This window comes from Massilia sp. YIM B02443 (assembly GCF_030411955.1).
In the GTDB taxonomy this organism is placed as follows: domain Bacteria; phylum Pseudomonadota; class Gammaproteobacteria; order Burkholderiales; family Burkholderiaceae_D; genus Telluria.
The window spans coordinates 32318-50919 of record NZ_JASNRA010000019.1 but is presented as its reverse complement, the minus strand read 5'-3'; the positions used below and the strand labels follow the sequence as shown (position 1 = coordinate 50919).

Sequence of the window (18602 nt, the reverse complement as noted above, 5' to 3'; positions counted from 1 at the left end):
CGCGGCAATCGAGGGCGGCTTGTAGCCGATACAAGCAATGCTATGCCAGCCTGGCCTTCACGCGCTCCAGCACCCACGCCATGAACGGATCCCCCTGCGTGCTCGGATGCAGGCCGGCCACCACCGTGTAGCCGGGAGGGTACCTGGTCAGCGCGACCTCGAACAGGCCGTCGCACGGCAGCAGGCGCGCCGGCATGAAGGCCACCAGGTCGGTGCCCTTCAGGTATTCCAGCGCCATGAAGAAGGTGGGGGCCGCGGCCACCACGCGGCGCTCTAGTCCCTGGCGCGTGAACCAGCCGTCGCTGGATCCCTTGAAGTGGGCGCCGCCGGGCGAGGTCACCAGGAAGTCGTGTTCGGCCAGCTGCTGCGGCGTCAGGGTGGCGCCGGCAAGCGCCGGGTTGGCGGTCACGCAGCGGTACTGCTCCAGGAACAGCGGCTCGGCCACCAGGCCGGGCGCGAGCGAACCGTCGACCGTGAATACCAGGTCGATCTCGCCGTGCTGCATCTTGCGTCCCAGTTCGGCCACTTCGATGCCGACCACCGCGACACTCACTTTCGGCGCATGCGCGCGCAGGTCGCGCACCAGGTCGGCCACGACCACTTTCTGCGTGTAGTCGGTGCCGCAGATGACCAGCGTGCGCTCGGTGTGCTCGGGCTGCAGCGTCGACGGCAGCGGGATCGCGTTCAGCTGCGCCAGCACCCGGCTCACGTGCGGCGCGATCAGCTTGGCGTACGGCGTCGGCGTCATGCCGTGGCCGGTGCGCACGAACAGCGGGTCTCCCAGCAGCGTGCGGATTTTTTTCAGCTGCAGGCTGACCGCCTGCTGCGACACGTGCAGGTGCTCGGCCGCAGCCGAGATGCTGGCGCAGCGGTGCAGGGCGTCCAGGGTGCGCAGGTGGGCCAGTTCGAGTTTGTCGATCATGCGGATGAGGTGGTATGGAACCCGGCAACGATACCCGCCGGGAGGGGCCGAGAGCAAGCCGGACTTGTTTAAAGCGCATCAATAAAAATGGACGAATTGGCAATTCTCTGATGGGTCTACGCAATGTTGTGACGGTAAATAGTTTCAACATTGACATCATGAAAACCTTATTCCTCCTCTCCACTCTGGCTCTGTGCTGCGGCCTGGTCCATGCCGAACCGGGCGAACACCAGGAATTCGAAGCCACGCTGCACGCGCCGTTCCAGTCCGCCGCGCCGCAGCGCACTTTCAACATGAATTTCGACTACCCCGGCTTGAGGCGTGCACAGACCGTCGACTGGCGCGTCGAGCTGATTCGTCCCGGCGGACGCGTCGCGCTGCGCTGGCGCGGCCAGGCGCGGCTGGCGGGAGAGGCGGTCACGGTACCGTTGCCATGGTCCGGGCGCCTGGGCAAGGCATCGGCGCCGAGTGGCATCTACCGCGTGCGGCTGCGCGCCTCGGTCCGTGGGGAAGGAAACCAACAGCACGAGCAGGTCGAGCAGGACTGGGAGATCGCGGTCGGCCAACCCGCCGCGCCCTCGCTGCCGCTGTTCGCGCCACTGCCGCGCGGCCTGGAACGCGGCGCGGTGCCCGCTCCCGAGGCGCTGCCGTACACCGTCTATCTCGGCAACCTGCACAGCCAGACCGGCCACAGCGACGGCGGCGCCGACATCGATCAATGCAAGAGCGCGCAGCCGCCCGGCACCGCGCCGCATGGTCCAAACGACGCCTTCGCCTATGCCCGTGCGCGCGGGCTCGACGTGCTGGTGGCCTCGGAACACAACCACATGTACGACGGCTCGGCGGGCAGCGCGCCGGACGCCGACCCGGCCAGGGCCAGGGCGCTGTACCGCGCCGGCCTGGCGCAGGCGGCCGCGTACAGCAAGGCGCATCCGGGCTTCCTGGCGCTGTACGGCATGGAGTGGGGCGTGATCGGCAACGGCGGCCACGTCAACATCTTCAACAGCGACGAGCTGCTTGGCTGGGAGACCAACGCCAAAGGGGAACTGATGGCCGACACCTTGACGCCGCGCGGCGACTACGCGGCGCTGTACACCCTGATGCGCGAGCGCGGCTGGGTGGGGCAGTTCAACCATCCGGCAACGTCGGGCCAGTTCCAGGTGAATGGCGTGCCGCTGGCCTACACGCCTGACGGCGAGGAAGCGATGGTGCTGTGCGAGGTGATGAACAGCACCGCGTTCTCCACCAACGTCACGGAAACCGAAACGCGCCGCAGCAGTTTCGAGGGCGCCTGCAACCGCTTGCTGGAAGCCGGCTACCGGGTCGCCTTCAGCAGCAACCAGGACAACCACTGCGCCAACTGGGGCGCGGCGTACACCAACCGCACCGGCGTGCTGCTGCCCGACGGCGTGGGCTTGAGCCGCGCCAGCTTCGTCGAGGCGTTGAAAGCGCGCCGCGTGTTCGCGACGATGGACAAGGAATCGCAGCTGGTCCTGACGGCCAACGGACGCATGATGGGCGAGCGCTTCGCCAACGGCGGCGCCTTGACGCTGGTGGCCAACTTCGCCAGCCAGGGCGGCAAGCGCGCGGCGTCGATGGCGATCATGGAGGGCGTCCCGGGCCGCAACGGCACGGTGACGCGGCTGTCGGAAAAAGCGGTGACTACCTTCACGCCGGCGCCCGGCGCGCACTTCTACTACGCCAGGGTGACGCAGGACGACGGCAACGTGCTGTGGTCGGCGCCGGTGTGGGTGATGCAGGAATAGCTCAGAAGCCCAAGCCTGCGCCCGCGCCCAGCAAGGTCGCGATGCCCAGCACCGCGAAGATCACCGCCGCGATCCCGTGCACCAGCGTCAGCGGCACGCGTCCTGCAATGCGCTCGCCGAAGTACACGGCCGGCACATTCGCCAGCATCATGCCGAAGGTGGTGCCGGCCACGATCGCCGCCATTGACTCGTAGCGCGCGGCCAGCGCCACGGTGGCGACCTGGGTCTTGTCGCCCATCTCGGCGACAAAGAAGGCGAGCAGGGTGGTGAGGAACACGCCGTATTTCGCCAGCGGCGCGCCGTTCAGCCCATCGGCGTCGACTTCGTCCGGCACCATGATCCAGGCCGCCATGCCGAGGAAGGACAGGCCCAGCACCCAGCGCATCACGCCGGGCCCCAGCAGCTCGCTCACCAGCGAACCGACGGCGGCGGCGAAGGCGTGGTTGGCGACGGTGGCGACGAAGATGCCGAACACGATCGGCAGCGGACGGCGAAAGCGTGCGGCCAGCAAAAAGGCCAGCAGCTGGGTCTTGTCGCCGATCTCGGCGAGTCCCACGATGCCGGTCGAAACGAGAAAGGCGTCCATGAATCCAGATAAAAACCGGTGAAAAGCGAGCGCGGATCATAGCAGAGCCGGCGCCGGCGGCGCGGGCGGCAGGCGTATTTATTCCCGGCGCCGGCACGCCGTCGGCGCTTTCGCCGTCCCGGCGCGCATGCTATTCTGCTCGCGCCTTCAGCCCCGTCCGGGCTGCTATTTTCTGCGAGAGACCATGAAGACAAGCACCCTGCTGCGCGCCACCACCGCAGCTCTCCTGGGCGCATGGAGCGCCTACGCGTTCGCGCTCGATCCCCTCAGCTACGCCAAATACGACCAGGTCAAGACCACGGCCCTGCACATGGACCTGAAGGCCGACTTCACCAAAAAGACGCTGTCCGGCTACGCCGAACTGACTTTGAACTGGCTGGACAAGAACGCCACCGTGCTCGATCTCGACACGCGCGAGCTGACCATCTCGAAGATCGAAGCCCAGGACGCGAAGGGCGCCTGGCGCAAGGCCGACTATACGCTGGGCAAATTCGACCAGGAGAAGGGCCAGGCGCTGCAGGTCAAGCTGCCGAATCGTTCGACCAAGGTGCGCATCCACTACCGCACCGCGCCCACCGCCACCGCGCTGCAGTGGCTGAAACCGGTGCAGACCATGTCGGGCAAGCACCCGTTCATGTTCAGCCAGTCGCAGGCGATCAACGCCCGCTCGTGGGTGCCGATCCAGGACACGCCGGCGGTGCGCTTCACCTACACCGCGCGCATCGAAGCGCCGCAAGGCCTGCGCGTGGTGATGAGCGCCGATAACGACATGAAGGCCACCGGCCAAGGCGGCTGGAAGTTCACCATGCCGCAGCCGATTCCATCGTACCTGCTGGCGATCGGCATCGGCGAGCTGGAAGCGCGCACCCTGGGCGGACGCACCGGCGTCTATGCCGAGCCGCAGCGCATCAAGGCCGCCGAGTACGAACTGGCCGACACCGAGAAAATGGTGGCCGCGGCCGAGAAGCTGTACGGCCCGTATCGCTGGGGGCGTTACGACATGCTGGTGCTGCCGCCATCGTTCCCGATCGGCGGCATGGAAAACCCGCGCCTGACCTTCCTGACCCCGACCATGATCGCGGGCGACCGCAGCCTGGTCGACCTGATCGCGCACGAACTGGCGCACAGCTGGTCGGGCAACCTGGTGACCAACGCCTCGTGGAAGCACTGGTGGCTCAATGAAGGCTTCACCACCTACGTCACCACCCGCATCCTGGAAGAAATCTACGGCAAGGAAGCGGCGCTGATGAACCTGCAGCTGGAGCAGGAAGAAGCGCTCGAGATGCTCAAGGAACTCACGCCCGCCAAGCAGGCGCTGGTCTCGCGCCAGCCGGATACCTCGGCCGAATACTATCCCGACACTTCGCTCGCGTATCCGAAGGGCGCCTGGTTCCTGCACACCCTCGAGCAGCGCGCCGGCCGCGCCGCGTTCGACCCGTTCCTGCGCGGCTGGTTCGACACGCACGCGTTCCAGAGCGTGACCAATGACCAGTTCATCGCCTACCTGCGCAAGGAGCTGCTGGCCAGGAATCCGAAGATCATGAGCGACGTCGAGCTGGATGAGTGGATCTACGGTCCGGGCATTCCGAAGTCGGCCCAGCACGCGGTGTCGCAGCGCCTGGCCAAGCTGAACGCCACCATCGACGGCTGGCTCAAAGGCTCGGTCAGCACCGCGCAACTGAACGCCAAGGACTGGAACGCCACCGAGTGGATGAAGTTCCTGAACGACATCGACAACAAGACGGATGCCGCCAAGCTGGAGGAACTGGACCGCGCCTACGGCCTGGCCAAGACCGGCAACAACGAAGTCGCGTTCCGCTTCTACCGCGCCGCGGTGCACGCCGGCTACCGCGCCGTGCGTCCGAACCTGGAAGCCTTCCTGATGAGCGTCGGCCGCCAGAAGTTCGTGGTGCCACTGTACGCCGCGCTGCGCGAGAAGCCGGAAGACCGCGCCTGGGCCGAAGGCATCTACAAGGCGGCGCGCGAGCGCTATCACCCGGAGACGCAATCGAGCGTCGACAAGGCCATGGCCAAGCAATAAGGATCACGCATGCAGACATTGAACAAGATCGCCGCCGCGCTGCTGATCGGCTTTTCGTCGATCGGCGCCGCACTGGCGCAGGACAGCGCAACGACGGCTGCCGCACCCGCATACAACCTGGAAGCCGATGTCAATCGCGTCCTGAAGACCTTCGACGTGCCCGGCATCGCGATCGCGGTGGTCAAGGATGGCAAGGTGGTGGTGACCCAGGGCTTCGGCGTGCGTAAACTCGGCGACCCGACCCCGGTGGACGGCAAGACCATCTTCGAGATCGCCTCCAACTCCAAGGCCTTCACCGCCGCCGGCCTGGCGATGCTGGTCGACCAGGGCAAGCTCGATTGGGACGACCCGGTCATCAAGCACCTGCCGGACTTCCGCATGTACGATGCCTATGTGACGGCCGAGATGACGGTGCGAGACCTGCTGACCCACCGCAGCGGCCTGGGGCTGGGCGCCGGTGACCTGATGTGGTGGCCGACCACCACCTTCACCAGCGACGAGATCATCCACAACCTCCGCTACATCAAGCCGGCGACCAGCTTCCGTAGCAGCTACGCCTACGACAACCTGCTGTACATCGTGGCCGGCAAGATCATCGCCCAGAAGTCGGGTAAACCCTGGGGCCAGACCATGCGCGAGTGGATCCTCGATCCGGTCGGCATGACGGGCACCACCACCAGCCTCGATGCGCACACGGCCGGCATGAACGTGTCGGCGCCGCACAGCAAGATCAACGGCAAGGCGGCGGTGGTCAAGCCGATGCCAGTGGCGAACGCGGTCGGCGCGGTCGGCATCAACACCAGCGCCGAAGACATCGCGCGCTGGATGAACGTGCTGCTGGATGGCGGCCGCGTTGGAAAAGACGCCAGCGGCAAGGAAGTGCGCCTGTGGTCGGACAAACAGGCGCGCGAGATGTGGACCGCGCAGACGCCGATGGCGATCAACCAGCCGCGTCCTCCGCTGTCCGCGACCAAGCCCAACTTCTACGCCTACGGCCTGGGCTTCCAGCTGCGCGACTACCAGGGCAAGCTGGTGGCGATGCACGGCGGCGCGCTGCAGGGCTTCTATTCGCGCGTGCTCTTGGTGCCGGAAGCGAAGCTGGGCATCGCGATCTTCACCAACGCCGAGAGCGGCCCGTCGCTCAACGCGCTGCAATACCGCCTGCTCGACCAGTACCTGGGCGTGGCGCCGACCGACTGGATCGGCCGCATCGCCGACGTCGACCGCGAAATGCAGGAGAAGGAAGCCGCGCGCCTGAAGAAGGAGACGGGCAGCCGCGCCAAGGCGTCCAAGCCGTCGCTGGCGCTGGGCGACTACGTGGGCGAGTACGAGGACGCGTGGTATGGCAAGGCGACGGTGAAGAAGGTTGGCACCAAGCTGATCATGTCGTTCTCGCGCACGCCGGACCTGACCGGGGAGATGGAGCACTTCCAGCACGACACCTTCATCGTGCGCTGGAAGGAGCGTAACTTCAATGCCGATGCGTATGCGACGTTCTCGCTCGATCATGATGGCTCGATCGAGCGGCTGCGCATGAAGCCGATTTCGACCGAGACGGATTTCAGCTACGACTTCCAGGACCTGTTGTTCACGCCCGTGAAAAAGGCGAAGTGATAGGTAGGGTTGGCCTCGGCGGCCCCGCGCTCTGCCGCCGACGCGTTCAACTCCGGCTTGCGTTGCCAGAACGCGAACACTGGTTGAACGCGTCGGCGGCGAAGCCGCCAACCCTACGGTGTTACTTGCTGCTCCAGACTTTCATCATATCCTCCGACCCCTGCATCCTGATCCCGTTATCCGACAGGATCGCCTCGGTCGCCTCCAGCATCGCCTTGCGCGGCAGCACCATGCTCTCGCCATAACGCTGGTCGAAGCGCAGCACCAGCTGCTCGTCCTTCAGGTCGCGCAGCAGCTCAACCAGGTGCTGCAGGCTGCGCACCGGTTTGCCGTTCACCGACTCCAGCACCGAGCCGAAGCGGTTGCTGTACCCGCTCACCAGCCGGTGCGGGAAGAACGGCGCACTGATCACCACCAGCTCCTCGCGCTCGGCGCCCGGCGAGTCGCCCCGCTGCGTCACCAGCGGCGAGGCATTGAACGCATACAGGTTCATGCCCTGCACGCTGTTGCTGACAAAGCTGGTGAACTCGGTCGTGGCGCGCGAGAACACCAGCGGCCCGTAAATGAAATACGACGGATACGCGCCGTTCAGGTCCGAAATGAGCAGCGGCCGCGCGCCGATCGCCGGCAGCGCCACCTTGACCGGCTTGCCGTCGCGGACCACGGTCAGCGGTATCACGCCGTTCTTCGCTACCTGCTGGATGCGGTACTGGAAGCGCACGCGCAGGTTCGATCCCAGCTTGACCATGCCCTGGTTGTCGATCGGGTACTCGCCGATGTGGGTGATCACGTCCCATTCCTTGAGCGGCCAGGCGGCGTCCGTGCGATACGGCTTGTGCACCACCGAGCCCTCGACCGATTTATCGAGTTTCAGGAACTGGCGCAGCGCGGGATTCTCGAGCGTCTGCACGCTGTCGTGCATCAGCGGCTTGCCGTCGTAGCGGCCGTCGGCCACGTCGCGCAGGAACAGCTCGATCTCTTCGTTCGGGATCACGTAGCCGATGTTCTGGGCGTTGACCAGGCCCGAGAAGGCCAGGCCGATCATCTTGTCGCCCGCCACCACCGGCCCGCCGCTGTTGCCCGGATTGATCGGCGCGTCGATCTGGATCCGCAGTCCCGAGCTGAAGGCGCCGTAGTTGACGAACTCCACGCGCGAGACGATGCCGGTGGTGGTAGACAGCGAATTGCCGCCCACCGGATAGCCGTATGCGAACACCTGCTGGCGCACGTCGGGCAGCACCGGTGCGCGCGGCACTGGTGGGCGCTTGTCGAAGAACGATGGGTCATCCAGCTCCAGCACGGCCAGATCGAGCCCGCGCGCCACCGCGATGACCCTGGCCGGCACCTTGTCGCCCGACTGGCTGGCCTGCACCTCGACCTGGCTGGCGTAGCCGACCACATGGGCATTGGTCAGGATGCGCCTGCCCTCGATGATGACGCCGGATCCGGTAACGTCGGCCGGCGACGCCTTGGTCCAGGGTTTATACGGGTCGGGGCGGCGGATGGTGGCGAAGATCTTGACCACCGAGTTTTCGACCGCCGGCAGGGCGGGAGCGGGAACGGCGGGCCGCGCAGGGGCGGGAGCAACGGCAGGGGCAGTGGCGGGCGCCGGCGCAGGCACGCCTTGCGGATACGCCGCCACGCCATCCTGAGCGTGGGCCGGGCCGGACAAAACGAGTGCAGCGGCGAGGGCGGTAAGACGAAGCTGGGTCATGGTTTCCTTCGGTGGCTCGATCAGGTACGCAACCGTAGGAATATACACGCCCGACGCGCAGGGAAATGCGTGGATCGTCACGCGGGCCGGCCGCAGCCGGTCCCGCGTGCGGGGTCAAAGCTTACTGCTTGACGAACTTGAGCGTCATGCGATCGCTCTCGCCAATCGCCAGGTACTTCTCGCGGTCCTTGTCCTTGTTGGCCAGCACCGGCGGCAGCGTCCACACGCCTTTTTCGTGATCCGCCGTGTCCTTCGGATTGGCGTTGATCTCGGACTTGGCGGCCAGCTTGAAGCCCGCCTGTTCGGCCAGGCGGATCACGTAGGCTTCGTGCATGTAGCCGCTCGACGCTTTCTCGTCCTGCTTCATCTTCGCCGGCAGGCGGTGCTCGACCACGCCCAGCACGCCGCCCGGTTTGAGCACCTTGTGCACTTCCTTGAAGGTGGTGAGGATGGCGGCGTCGCCGCCGTTGCCCAGCCAGTTGTGCAGGTTGCGGAAGGTGACCACCATGTCGGCGCTGTTCGGCGCGCCCAGTTCGAAGCGGCTGGGCGGCTCGAACACGGCCGGCGTGACCTTGCCGTACAGGGCCGGGGTGCCCGCCAGGCGCTCGCGGAAGGCCTTGCCGCCGCGCGATTCGGCCGACGGCGCGCCGCCGATCAACTTGCCCTTGTCGGCCAGGTAGGGGGCCAGGATCTCGGTGTACCAGCCGCCGCCCGGCGCCAGTTCGATCACCGTCATGGTCGGCTTGATGCCGAAGAAGGTCAGGGTCTCGTAGGGATGGCGGTAAGTATCGCGCGCCTTGTTGGCGGCGCTGCGATGCTCGCCGGCGATGGCGGATTTGAGGGCGTCGTCGGCCAGTGCCGTGCTGGCGGCGCCGGCCAGGCCGGTCGCCAGCATGGCGGCCAGGATCAGTCGTTTCATCGTGTCGAAGTCTCCGTGATAGGGGGCTCGCGCGGGCAGGGGCGCCGGCGTCGCCGCGAACGATGATCGAACAGGCAAGGCCGGCAGTCAAGCGTTGTCCGAGGATGGATACTCGTCCAACGAATAAGGACGGAGCTGCTGACATAAAGCAGCTGTAAGTACCTTGCGCTGGCACAAAGATTGCCTATTCAAAATCTTTAGTTACTGCTATGGTTGAGAGGTTTGCTGCTTGTCATACAGGTCGCAGGCCCACAACAGAAAAGCCGTACATACAAGAGCGGCGCCGTGTTGAACATGGCTACCGCTGCCCGGAAGTAGGTTACTCAGGAGATCCTATGGAACGCCGTACCTTTCTCAACTACAGCAGCATGGCGCTCGGCAGCCTGTTCTTGCCGGTAGGCCGCGCGATCGCGGCCGAAGAGCTGCTCACCACCATGCCTGTCGCAGCCAAGAAAGCCCTGGCCGACGTGGCGCTGAACGCCGCCACCAAGGCCGGCGCCAGCTACTGCGACGTGCGCATCGGCCGCTACCTCAACCAGTTCATCACCACCCGCGACCTGAACGTCGAAAGCGTCTCGAACACCGAGTCGGTCGGCGTCGGCGTGCGCGTGATCTGCAACGGCGCCTACGGCTTCGCGGCGACCTCGGACATGTCGAACGACGGCATCGCCAACGCGGCGCGCCAGGCAGTCGCCATCGCCAAAGCCAACGTGCGGCTGCAGACCGAACCGGTGCAGCTTGCACCAGTCAAGGGCGTGGGCGAGGTATCGTGGCGCACGCCGTACACCAAGGACTGGCGCGCGGTGGCGATCAAGGACAAGGCCGACATGCTGCTGGCGGCGAACAAGGCGGGCCTCGACAACGGCGCCAGCTTCATGCAATCGCGCCTGTTCCAGGTGAACCAGCAGAAGTACTTCGCTTCCACCGACGGCTCCTACATCGACCAGGATATCCACCGCCTGTGGGCCCCGTTCTCGGCCACCGCGGTCGACAAGGCCAGCGGCAAGTTCCGCTCGCGCGCGGGCCTGGGCAACCCGGTCGGCAAGGGCTACGAATACTTCGACGCCAAGCCGGAACACAAGATCAAGGCCGCCGGTGGCGTCGCCACCCTGTACACCGAGACCTACGACATCGTGGAAGACGCGCGCGCCGCGGGCCGCGATGCCAAGCGCAAGCTGACCGCCAAGTCGGTCCAGCCGGGCAAGTACGACCTGATGCTGTCGCCCGAACACCTGTGGCTGACCATCCACGAGAACGTCGGACACCCGACCGAACTCGATCGCGTGCTGGGCTACGAGGCCAACTACGCCGGCACCAGCTTCGCCACGCTGGACAAATGGAAGTCGAAGAACTTCAAGTACGGCGCCCCGATCGTCAACCTGTTCGCCGACAAGACCACCCCGGGTTCGCTGGGCGCGGTGGCCTACGACGACGAAGGCGTGCCGGGTAAAAAATGGGACATCATCAAGGACGGCATCCTGGTCAATTACCAGGCTACGCGCGACCAGGCCCACATCATCGGCGAGAAGGAATCGCACGGCTGCTCGTACGCCGACAGCTGGAGCACGGTGCAGTTCCAGCGCATGCCGAACGTCTCGCTGGCGGCCGGCAAGGCGAAACTCACCCCGGACGAGATGGTCAAGGGCATCAAGAAGGGCATCTACATCGTCGGCGACGGTTCGTTCTCGATCGACCAGCAGCGCTACAACTTCCAGTTCGGCGGCCAGCTGTTCTACGAGATCAAGGACGGCAAGATCGGCGAGATGCTGGAAGACGTGGCCTACCAGGCCAACACCCAGGAGTTCTGGAACGCGTGCGCAGGCATCTGCGATGAACGCGACTGGCGCATGGGCGGCTCCTTCTTCGACGGCAAAGGACAGCCGCCGCAGATCAGCATCGTCTCGCACGGTTCCTCGACCGCGCGCTTCAACGGCATCAATGTGATCAACACCGCTCGCAAGATCGGCTAAGCAGGGACCGCACAATGACCATCCTGACCCAGGACCAAACCAAGAAAATCTGCGACCGCGTGATGTCGCTGACCAAGGCCGACGAGTGCATCGTCAACATCGAGGGCAGCCGCATCGGCAACATCCGCTTCGCGCGCAACGCCGTCTCCACCGCCGGTCTCGCCGACGACACCCGCATCCAGATCCAGGTCGCCTACGGCAACAAGCAGGGCACCACCACCATCAACGAATTCGACGACAAGTCGCTCGAGCGCGCGGTGCGCCGCGCCGAAGACCTGGCGCGCCTGGCGCCCGAAAATCCCGAGTTCATGCCGGCCCTCGCCAAGACCGCCTTCAAGCCTTCGGACACCTATGTGCAGGCCACCGCCGACATCGACCCGGAATACCGCGCGCAAGCCGCAGCCTATGCGATCGAGGCCTGCCGCAAGAAGGGCCTGGTCTCGGCCGGCTTCCTGACCGACCGCACCATGTTCGAGACGGTCGCCAATTCGAACGGCGTGTTCGGCCACCAGAGCGCCACCTCGCTCGACTTCACGCTGACCATCCGCACTGAAGACGGCCGCGGCTCGGGCTGGTCCAAGCGCTCGGCGCGCGACGTCGCCCGTTTCGATCCGCGCGAAGCGGCCGAAGTGGCGATCGAGAAGGCGATGCGCTCGGTCGAGGCCAAGGCGCTGGAGCCGGGCCGCTATACCGTGATCATGGAGCCGGCGGCAACAAGCGACCTGCTGGTGTTCATGATGAACGGCTTCGACGCGCGCAACACGGATGAAGGCCGCAGCTTCCTGTCGAAGCAGGGCGGCAAGAACCGCCTGGGGGACAAGCTGTTCGACCAGCAGGTCAACATCTGGACCGACCCGTGGGACAAGGAAGTGCCGGTGCTGCCGTGGGACGACAAGATGCTGCCGCGCGAGCGCGTGGCGCTGGTCAAGGATGGCCGTATCAATGCGCTCGACTACTCGCAGTTCTGGGCCAAGAAGAAGGGCCAGCGCGCCATCGGCACCGCCGGCAACATCATCATGGGCGGCACCAGCAAGACCACCGAGGAGCTGATCGCCAGCACCAAGAAGGGCGTGCTGGTAACCCGCACCTGGTACATCCGCATGGTCGACCCGCAATCGGTGGCGCTGACCGGCCTGACGCGCGACGGCACCTTCTACGTTGAGAACGGCAAGATCAAACACCCGATCAAGAACTTCCGCTTCAACGAGAGCCCGATCTCGATGTTGAACAACATCGAGGAGATCGGCAAGCCGGCGGTGATCGGCGGGGATGAGGCGCGCTATTCGATGCTGATTCCGGCGATGAAGGTACGGGACTTCAACTTCACGTCGCTGTCGGACGCGGTGTAACCCCCTGCCTCAAGACCGTCGTTCCCGCGGAGGCGGGAACCCAAGTTTGCATGCGCTGCCACTGCGCTACGAACTTGGATCCCCGCCTCCGCGGGGATGACGGTTTTTAGGGTGGTTATACGGGCGTGCGCCAACGTCCCGCAAGCGTAAACAAAACGGATAACACAAAATGGAACGTCGTAAATTCCTGCAAATCGGCGCCGGCACTGCCGGCGCCATGCTGATCCCCGTCTTCGGCAACGCGATCGCCGCCGACGAGCTGCTCAACCCGATGGCGGTCGCGGCCAAGAAGGCCCTGGCCGACACCGCGATGAGCGCGGCCACGCAAGCCGGCGCTTCCTACTGCGACGTGCGCATCGGCCGCTACCTGAACCAGTTCATCATCACGCGCGACCTCAACGTCGAGAGCATCAACAACACCGAATCGTCGGGCGTGGGCGTGCGCGTGATCGCCAACGGCGCCTACGGCTTCGCCTCGACCAACAGCATGACCGCCGACGGCGTCGCCGCCGCCGCGCGCCAGGCCGTCGCCATCGCCAAGGCCAACGCCAAGCTGCAGACCGAACCCGTGCGCCTGGCCCCAGTAAAAGGCGTGGGCGAAGTGGCCTGGGCCACCCCGCTCAAGAAAGACTGGCGCACGGTCCCGATCAAGGACAAGGCCGAGATGCTGATCGCCGCCAACAAGGCCGGCATGGATGCGGGCGCGAACTTCATGACCGCGTCGCTGTTCCAGATCAACCAGCAAAAATACTTCGCCTCCACCGACGGCTCGTATATCGACCAGGACATCCACCGCCTGTGGGCCCCGATCAACGCCACCGCCATTGATAAAGCCAGCGGCAAGTTCCGCTCGCGCGGCGGTCTCGGCGCCCCGGTGTCGATGGGCTATGAATATTTCGATGCGCGCGCCGAGGACAAGATCCGCGCCGCCGGCGGCGTCACCACGCTGTACACCAAGTCCTACGACATCATCGAAGACGCGCGCCTGGCCGGCAAGCAGGCGCGCGAGAAGCTCACCGCCAAGTCGGTCGAGCCGGGCAAGTACGACCTGGTGCTGTCGCCCGACCACCTGTTCCTGACGATCCACGAGAACGTCGGCCACCCGACCGAACTCGATCGCGTGCTGGGCTACGAGGCCAACTACGCCGGCACCAGCTTCGCTTCGCTCGACAAGTGGCAAACCAGGAAATTCAAGTACGGCGCCGAGCGCGTCAACTTCGTGGCCGACCGTACCACCCCGGGTTCGCTCGGCCTGATCGGCTACGACGACGAAGGCGTGGCCGCCAGGAAGTGGGACATCATCCGCAACGGCGTGCTGGTCAACTACCAGGCCACGCGCGACCAGGCCCACATCATCGGCGAGAAGGAATCACACGGCTGCTCGTACGCCGACAGCTGGAGCACGGTGCAGTTCCAGCGCATGCCGAACGTGTCGCTGGAGCCGGGCAAAGCGCGCCTGACCCCGGACGAGATGATCAAGGACGTCAAGAAAGGCATCTACATCCTGGGCCGCGGTTCGTACTCGATCGACCAGCAGCGCTACAACTTCCAGTTCGGCGGCACGCTGTTCTACGAGATCAAGAACGGCAAGATCGCAGGTCCCTTGGAAGACGTGGCCTACCAGTCGAACACCCAGGAATTCTGGAATGCCTGCTCGGCCATCTGCGACGAGCGCGATTGGCGCATGGGCGGCTCGTTCTTCGACGGCAAGGGCCAGCCAAGCCAGGTCAGCGCCGTGTCACACGGCTCGAGCACCACGCGCTTCAATGGCATCAATGTGATCAACACCGCGCGCAAGATCGGCTGAGGAGACGGCGATGAAAGCGATGAACCAGGAACAAGCAAAACAAGTGTGCGACCGCGTGCTGGCGCTGTCGAAGGCCGACGAATGCAGCGTCGTCATCGAAGGCAGCCGGGTCGGCAACGTGCGCTTCGCGCGCAACAGCGTCTCGACCGCCGGCCTGACCGAGAACATGCAGCTGATGGTGCGCGTCGCCTTCGGCAAGCGCAGCGGCACCGCCGTGATCAACGAGTTCGACGACAAGTCGCTCGAACGCGCGGTGCGCCGCGCCGAGGAACTGGCGCGCCTGGCGCCGGAGAATCCCGAGTTCGTGCCGGCGTTCGGCAAGCAGGAATACCGCGCCACCAATACGTTCGTGAAAAGCACCGCCGACATCGACCCGGAATTCCGAGCGCAAGTGGCGGCGACCAGCATCGAGCTGGCGCGCAAGAACAAGCTGGTCACCGCCGGCTTCTTCACCGACAGCACGCGCTTCTCGACCATCGCCAACTCGAAGGGCGTGTTCGGCCACCAGGAATTCACGGATCTGTCGTACACCCTGACCGCGCGTACCGAAGACGGGCGCGGTTCGGGCTGGGTCACCCGTTCGGCGGTCGACACGGCGCGCTTCGATGCGCGCGAAGCGTCGGAAGTGGCGATCGAAAAGGCGCTGCGCTCGGTCGACGCGCGCGCGCTGGAACCGGGCCGCTATACCGTGATCCTGGAGCCGGCGGCCACCTCCGAAATCCTCGGCAATATGTTCGCCTCGTTCAGCGCCCGTTCGGCCGACGAAGGCCGCAGCTTCCTGGCCAAGCCGGGCGGCGGCAACCGCCTGGGCGACAAGCTGTTCGACAGCAAGGTCAACATCTGGGCCGACCCGTGGAACCCGGACGTGCCGGTGTCGCCATGGGACAGCGAGACCATGCTGGCGCGCCGCAAGACCGACTTGATCAAGGATGGCCGCATCGCCTCGCTCGAGTACTCGCCGTACTGGGCCCAGAAGACCGGCAAGCAGGCCACGGCCGGCCACGGCAACATGATCATGGCGGGCGGCACCAAGTCGCTGGAAGAGCTGATCGAAGGCACCAAGAAGGGCATCGTGGTCACCCGCACCTGGTACATCCGCATGGTCGATCCGCAGTCGCTGTTGATCACGGGCCTGACCCGCGACGGCACCTTCTACGTCGAGAACGGCAAGATCAAGTACCCGCTCAAGAACTTCCGTTTCAACGAGAGCCCGGTCACGATCCTGAACAACATCGACGAACTGGGCAAGCCGACCGTCATCGGTGGCGACGAAGTGCCGTATCAGATGGTGCTGCCGCCGATGAAGGTGCGCGACTTTAACTTTACCTCGCTATCGGACGCGGTATAAGGCGAGGACGGGGCACAATACGCGGATGGCCAACTACGATTTTTATTTCACGCGCCTGATGTACGAGTCGGGCAACTGGGACGTGGACATACGCATGCCCAGCAACGTGTTGAACTCTCTGGTGGAGTACACCACGCTGCGGGTCGACACCACCGAGCGGATGGTGGCCCTGTCCGACCCCAGGATGCTGCAGGCGCCGTTCTGCTACCTGGCCGGCCACAAGCTGGTGCAGTTCACGCCTGCAGAGCGGCGCAACTTCGAACGGTACGTACGCGGCGGCGGCTTCGTGTTCGTGGACGATTGCAACCACGACGTCGACGGCCTGTTCGCCAAGTCCTTCGAGGCCGAGATGATGAAGATCTTCGGCCTGCACGCGCTCAAGAAAATACCGAACAATCATCCGCTGTATTCGTGCTTCTTCAAGTTCGAGGACGGTCCGCCCACCACCTCGATGGAACTCAATGGCTGGGGCGACGACCTGGTGCACGAATACCTGAAGGCGATCGAGATCAACGGCCGCATCCGCGTGCTGTACTCGAACAAGGACTATGGCTGCGAATGGGATTACGACTTCCGCAACAAGCGCTTCCTGGCGGTCGACAATACCCGGTTCGCGGTGAACATCATTCAATATGCGTTGGGAGCTTAAGCAGTGGCTGAATCGACATCAGTAGCGTGGAGTGAACAGGACGTCGCCGACCTGACGGCGAAAGTGGGCGCGCTGCGCGCCAGCATGGCGCGCGTGATCATCGGCCAGGAAGACGTGGTCGAGTTGTTGGTGACGTGCCTGCTGGCCGGCGGCCACGCGCTGGTCGAAGGCGTGCCGGGCCTGGGCAAGACGCTGCTGGTGAAGTCGCTGGCGCAAGCCACCGACATGCAGTTCCGCCGGGTGCAGTTCACGCCCGACCTGATGCCGTCGGATATCGTCGGCACCGAGATCCTGGAAGAAGATCAAAGCACGCATCAGCGCGTGTTCCGCTTCCAGCAAGGCCCGGTGTTCACGCAGGTGCTGCTGGCCGACGAGATCAACCGCGCCCCGCCCAAGACCCAGTCGGCGCTGCTCGAAGCGATGCAGGAACGCTCGGTGACCTTCGCCGGCCACACCCACAAACTCCCGCGTCCGTTCTTCGTGCTGGCGACGCAAAACCCGATCGAGCAGGCCGGCACCTATCCGCTGCCGGAAGCGCAGCTCGACCGCTTCCTGCTGCGCATCGACGTGGTGTATCCGACCGAAGACGAAGAAGTGCTGATGGTCTCGCGCACCACCCAAGCAGGCTTGCAGGATGCCGAGCCGGCAATGGACGTCGAGACGCTGTTGCGCCTGCAGCAGCTGGTGCGCGACATCGAGATCGGCGACCACCTGGTGCGCTATGCCACGCGGCTGGTGCGCGCCACCCGCCCAAGCGAAACCACGGTGGAAGCGGTCAAGAAGCACATCGGCTGGGGCGCCGGCCCGCGCGCCGGCCAGGCGCTGGTGCTGGCATCCAAGGCGCGCGCCCTGATGCAGGGCCGGCTGGCGGTGACGCGCGAGGATATCGGGGCGATGCTGCTGCCGGTATTGGCGCACCGCGTGCTGCGCAACTTCGAAGCCGAAGCCGATGGCATTGCGATCGCCGACGTGCTGCAGTCACTGCGCAACGAGATCAAGGTTCCGTAATTGGCGATGGCAGCAACCGCAGCGATGTCCGCAAGCGCGTCCCTGATTGCGCACACCACCAAACTCGATCTGGTGATCCGCCACGTGCTGGCCGGGCTCGGACACGGCATCCACGCCGGCCGCGAGCGCGGCGCCGGGGTGGAGTTCTCGGAATACCGCGCCTACGCGCCGGGCGACGAGTGGCGCCGGGTCGACTGGAAACTGGCCGCGCGCGCCGACCGCTATTTCGTGCGCGAAGCGGAGCGCGACAGCCACGTCGCGGTCTGGCTGATCCTGGACGCCAGCGCCTCGATGGCGGAGCCGAGCCGCAGCATCGACGGTCTCGACAAGTTGTCATACGCGCGCACCCAGCTCGGTTGCGTGGCCGCGATCGCGCAGCGCCAGGGCGACGCCTTCGGGCTGGTGATCCTGGGCGACGGCAAGGTCGCGTTCACGCCGGCCGCGCGCGGACCGCGCCAGCTGCAGCGCGTGCTGGCCCGGTTGTCGAAGGCCGAGGCGCGCGGCGCGCTGCCCGACGCCGGCGCGCTCAAGGCCAGCCTGCATTTCGCGGTCTCTCCCAGCGCGGTGTACGCCGCCAGCGACCTGCTCGACTGGCCATCGCCGCTGTCGCAAGCCTTGACCCGCCTGCGCCAGATGCGCCACGACGTGCGCGTGCTGGGCCTGCAGACGCAGGCCGAGATCGACGCTAGCTTCCCCGACACGCAAGCCTACCGCGACCCGGAACAGGACGAAGGCGTGTTCCGCTTCGGTTCCGACCTGCGCGACGGCTATCGCCGCAACCGCGAGGCGCACTTCGCCACCGTGACGGCGCAAGCGCGCCAGAACGACATGCCGGTGACCCTTGCCGCGATCGAGCAGGCGCCGGGCGACGTGCTGCGGCGCTGGCTGCGCCGCCCCGGAGGAAGGTGA

14 protein-coding genes are annotated in these 18602 nt (G+C 65.5%); 10 read left to right on the top strand and 4 right to left on the bottom strand.

The annotated features are described in order from the left end of the window. Window positions 1–40: 40 nt before the first annotated feature. The gene (locus tag QPK27_RS18525) at window positions 41–922 is read right to left on the bottom strand and encodes a LysR family transcriptional regulator (RefSeq protein WP_290419650.1); all 882 of its coding nucleotides are present in this window, start codon (window positions 920–922) and stop codon (window positions 41–43) included. 158 nt (window positions 923–1080) lie between these two features. On the opposite strand from QPK27_RS18525, the gene QPK27_RS18520 reads away from it, so the two are divergent. Next, complete coding sequence (locus tag QPK27_RS18520; RefSeq protein WP_290419649.1) at window positions 1081–2688, top strand: CehA/McbA family metallohydrolase; 1608 nt, start codon at window positions 1081–1083, stop codon at window positions 2686–2688. A 1-nt stretch (window position 2689) separates the two neighbouring features. Here QPK27_RS18520 and QPK27_RS18515 read toward each other — a convergent pair whose 3' ends face one another. Then, entirely contained in the window at window positions 2690–3274 is a 585-nt protein-coding gene (locus QPK27_RS18515) for a TMEM165/GDT1 family protein (protein ID WP_290419648.1), read from the bottom strand. A 184-nt stretch (window positions 3275–3458) separates the two neighbouring features. On the opposite strand from QPK27_RS18515, the gene QPK27_RS18510 reads away from it, so the two are divergent. Both QPK27_RS18510 and QPK27_RS18505 read left to right on the top strand, forming a co-directional pair. Continuing rightward, a complete protein-coding gene (locus QPK27_RS18510) occupies window positions 3459–5315 on the top strand; it encodes a M1 family metallopeptidase (protein ID WP_290419647.1) in 1857 nt (618 codons plus the stop codon). A gap of 9 nt (window positions 5316–5324) precedes the next feature. Next, complete coding sequence (locus QPK27_RS18505) at window positions 5325–6929, top strand: serine hydrolase (protein WP_290419646.1); 1605 nt, start codon at window positions 5325–5327, stop codon at window positions 6927–6929. 121 nt (window positions 6930–7050) lie between these two features. Here the strand turns inward: QPK27_RS18505 and QPK27_RS18500 are convergent, their stop codons facing one another. Continuing rightward, window positions 7051–8643, bottom strand: coding sequence for a S1C family serine protease (locus tag QPK27_RS18500; RefSeq protein WP_290419645.1), 1593 nt, complete (start codon window positions 8641–8643; stop codon window positions 7051–7053). 121 nt (window positions 8644–8764) lie between these two features. Further along, window positions 8765–9562 carry a class I SAM-dependent methyltransferase gene (locus QPK27_RS18495; protein ID WP_290419644.1) on the bottom strand — a complete coding sequence of 266 codons (798 nt, stop codon included), beginning with the start codon at window positions 9560–9562 and terminating at the stop codon, window positions 8765–8767. Between the two features lie 335 nt (window positions 9563–9897). On the opposite strand from QPK27_RS18495, the gene QPK27_RS18490 reads away from it, so the two are divergent. From QPK27_RS18490 to QPK27_RS18460, 7 genes are all read left to right on the top strand, one after another. After that, window positions 9898–11532 carry a TldD/PmbA family protein gene (locus QPK27_RS18490; RefSeq protein ID WP_290419643.1) on the top strand — a complete coding sequence of 545 codons (1635 nt, stop codon included), beginning with the start codon at window positions 9898–9900 and terminating at the stop codon, window positions 11530–11532. Window positions 11533–11546: 14 nt separating this feature from the next. Continuing rightward, entirely contained in the window at window positions 11547–12881 is a 1335-nt protein-coding gene (locus QPK27_RS18485; RefSeq protein ID WP_290419642.1) for a TldD/PmbA family protein, read from the top strand. 169 nt (window positions 12882–13050) lie between these two features. Next, window positions 13051–14688, top strand: coding sequence for a TldD/PmbA family protein (locus QPK27_RS18480; RefSeq protein ID WP_290419641.1), 1638 nt, complete (start codon window positions 13051–13053; stop codon window positions 14686–14688). 10 nt (window positions 14689–14698) lie between these two features. Then, window positions 14699–16036: a TldD/PmbA family protein gene (locus tag QPK27_RS18475; protein WP_290419640.1), complete on the top strand. Its 1338-nt coding sequence runs from the start codon at window positions 14699–14701 to the stop codon at window positions 16034–16036. A gap of 25 nt (window positions 16037–16061) precedes the next feature. Further along, window positions 16062–16685: a DUF4159 domain-containing protein gene (locus QPK27_RS18470; RefSeq protein WP_290419639.1), complete on the top strand. Its 624-nt coding sequence runs from the start codon at window positions 16062–16064 to the stop codon at window positions 16683–16685. A gap of 3 nt (window positions 16686–16688) precedes the next feature. Continuing rightward, a complete protein-coding gene (locus QPK27_RS18465; RefSeq protein WP_290419638.1) occupies window positions 16689–17693 on the top strand; it encodes a MoxR family ATPase in 1005 nt (334 codons plus the stop codon). A gap of 6 nt (window positions 17694–17699) precedes the next feature. Next, window positions 17700–18602 (top strand): DUF58 domain-containing protein, encoded by a 903-nt coding sequence (locus QPK27_RS18460; protein ID WP_290419637.1) that lies wholly within the window; start codon window positions 17700–17702, stop codon window positions 18600–18602.

Coding starts and splice junctions, on each gene's coding strand:
- QPK27_RS18515 (WP_290419648.1), bottom strand. CDS start 3,274: ATGGACGCCTTTCTCGTTTCGACCGGCATCGTGGGACTCGCCGAGATC.
- QPK27_RS18520 (WP_290419649.1), top strand. CDS start 1,081: ATGAAAACCTTATTCCTCCTCTCCACTCTGGCTCTGTGCTGCGGCCTG.
- QPK27_RS18505 (WP_290419646.1), top strand. CDS start 5,325: ATGCAGACATTGAACAAGATCGCCGCCGCGCTGCTGATCGGCTTTTCG.
- QPK27_RS18500 (WP_290419645.1), bottom strand. CDS start 8,643: ATGACCCAGCTTCGTCTTACCGCCCTCGCCGCTGCACTCGTTTTGTCC.
- QPK27_RS18510 (WP_290419647.1), top strand. CDS start 3,459: ATGAAGACAAGCACCCTGCTGCGCGCCACCACCGCAGCTCTCCTGGGC.
- QPK27_RS18495 (WP_290419644.1), bottom strand. CDS start 9,562: ATGAAACGACTGATCCTGGCCGCCATGCTGGCGACCGGCCTGGCCGGC.
- QPK27_RS18490 (WP_290419643.1), top strand. CDS start 9,898: ATGGAACGCCGTACCTTTCTCAACTACAGCAGCATGGCGCTCGGCAGC.
- QPK27_RS18460 (WP_290419637.1), top strand. CDS start 17,700: ATGGCAGCAACCGCAGCGATGTCCGCAAGCGCGTCCCTGATTGCGCAC.
- QPK27_RS18485 (WP_290419642.1), top strand. CDS start 11,547: ATGACCATCCTGACCCAGGACCAAACCAAGAAAATCTGCGACCGCGTG.
- QPK27_RS18525 (WP_290419650.1), bottom strand. CDS start 922: ATGATCGACAAACTCGAACTGGCCCACCTGCGCACCCTGGACGCCCTG.
- QPK27_RS18475 (WP_290419640.1), top strand. CDS start 14,699: ATGAAAGCGATGAACCAGGAACAAGCAAAACAAGTGTGCGACCGCGTG.
- QPK27_RS18480 (WP_290419641.1), top strand. CDS start 13,051: ATGGAACGTCGTAAATTCCTGCAAATCGGCGCCGGCACTGCCGGCGCC.
- QPK27_RS18470 (WP_290419639.1), top strand. CDS start 16,062: ATGGCCAACTACGATTTTTATTTCACGCGCCTGATGTACGAGTCGGGC.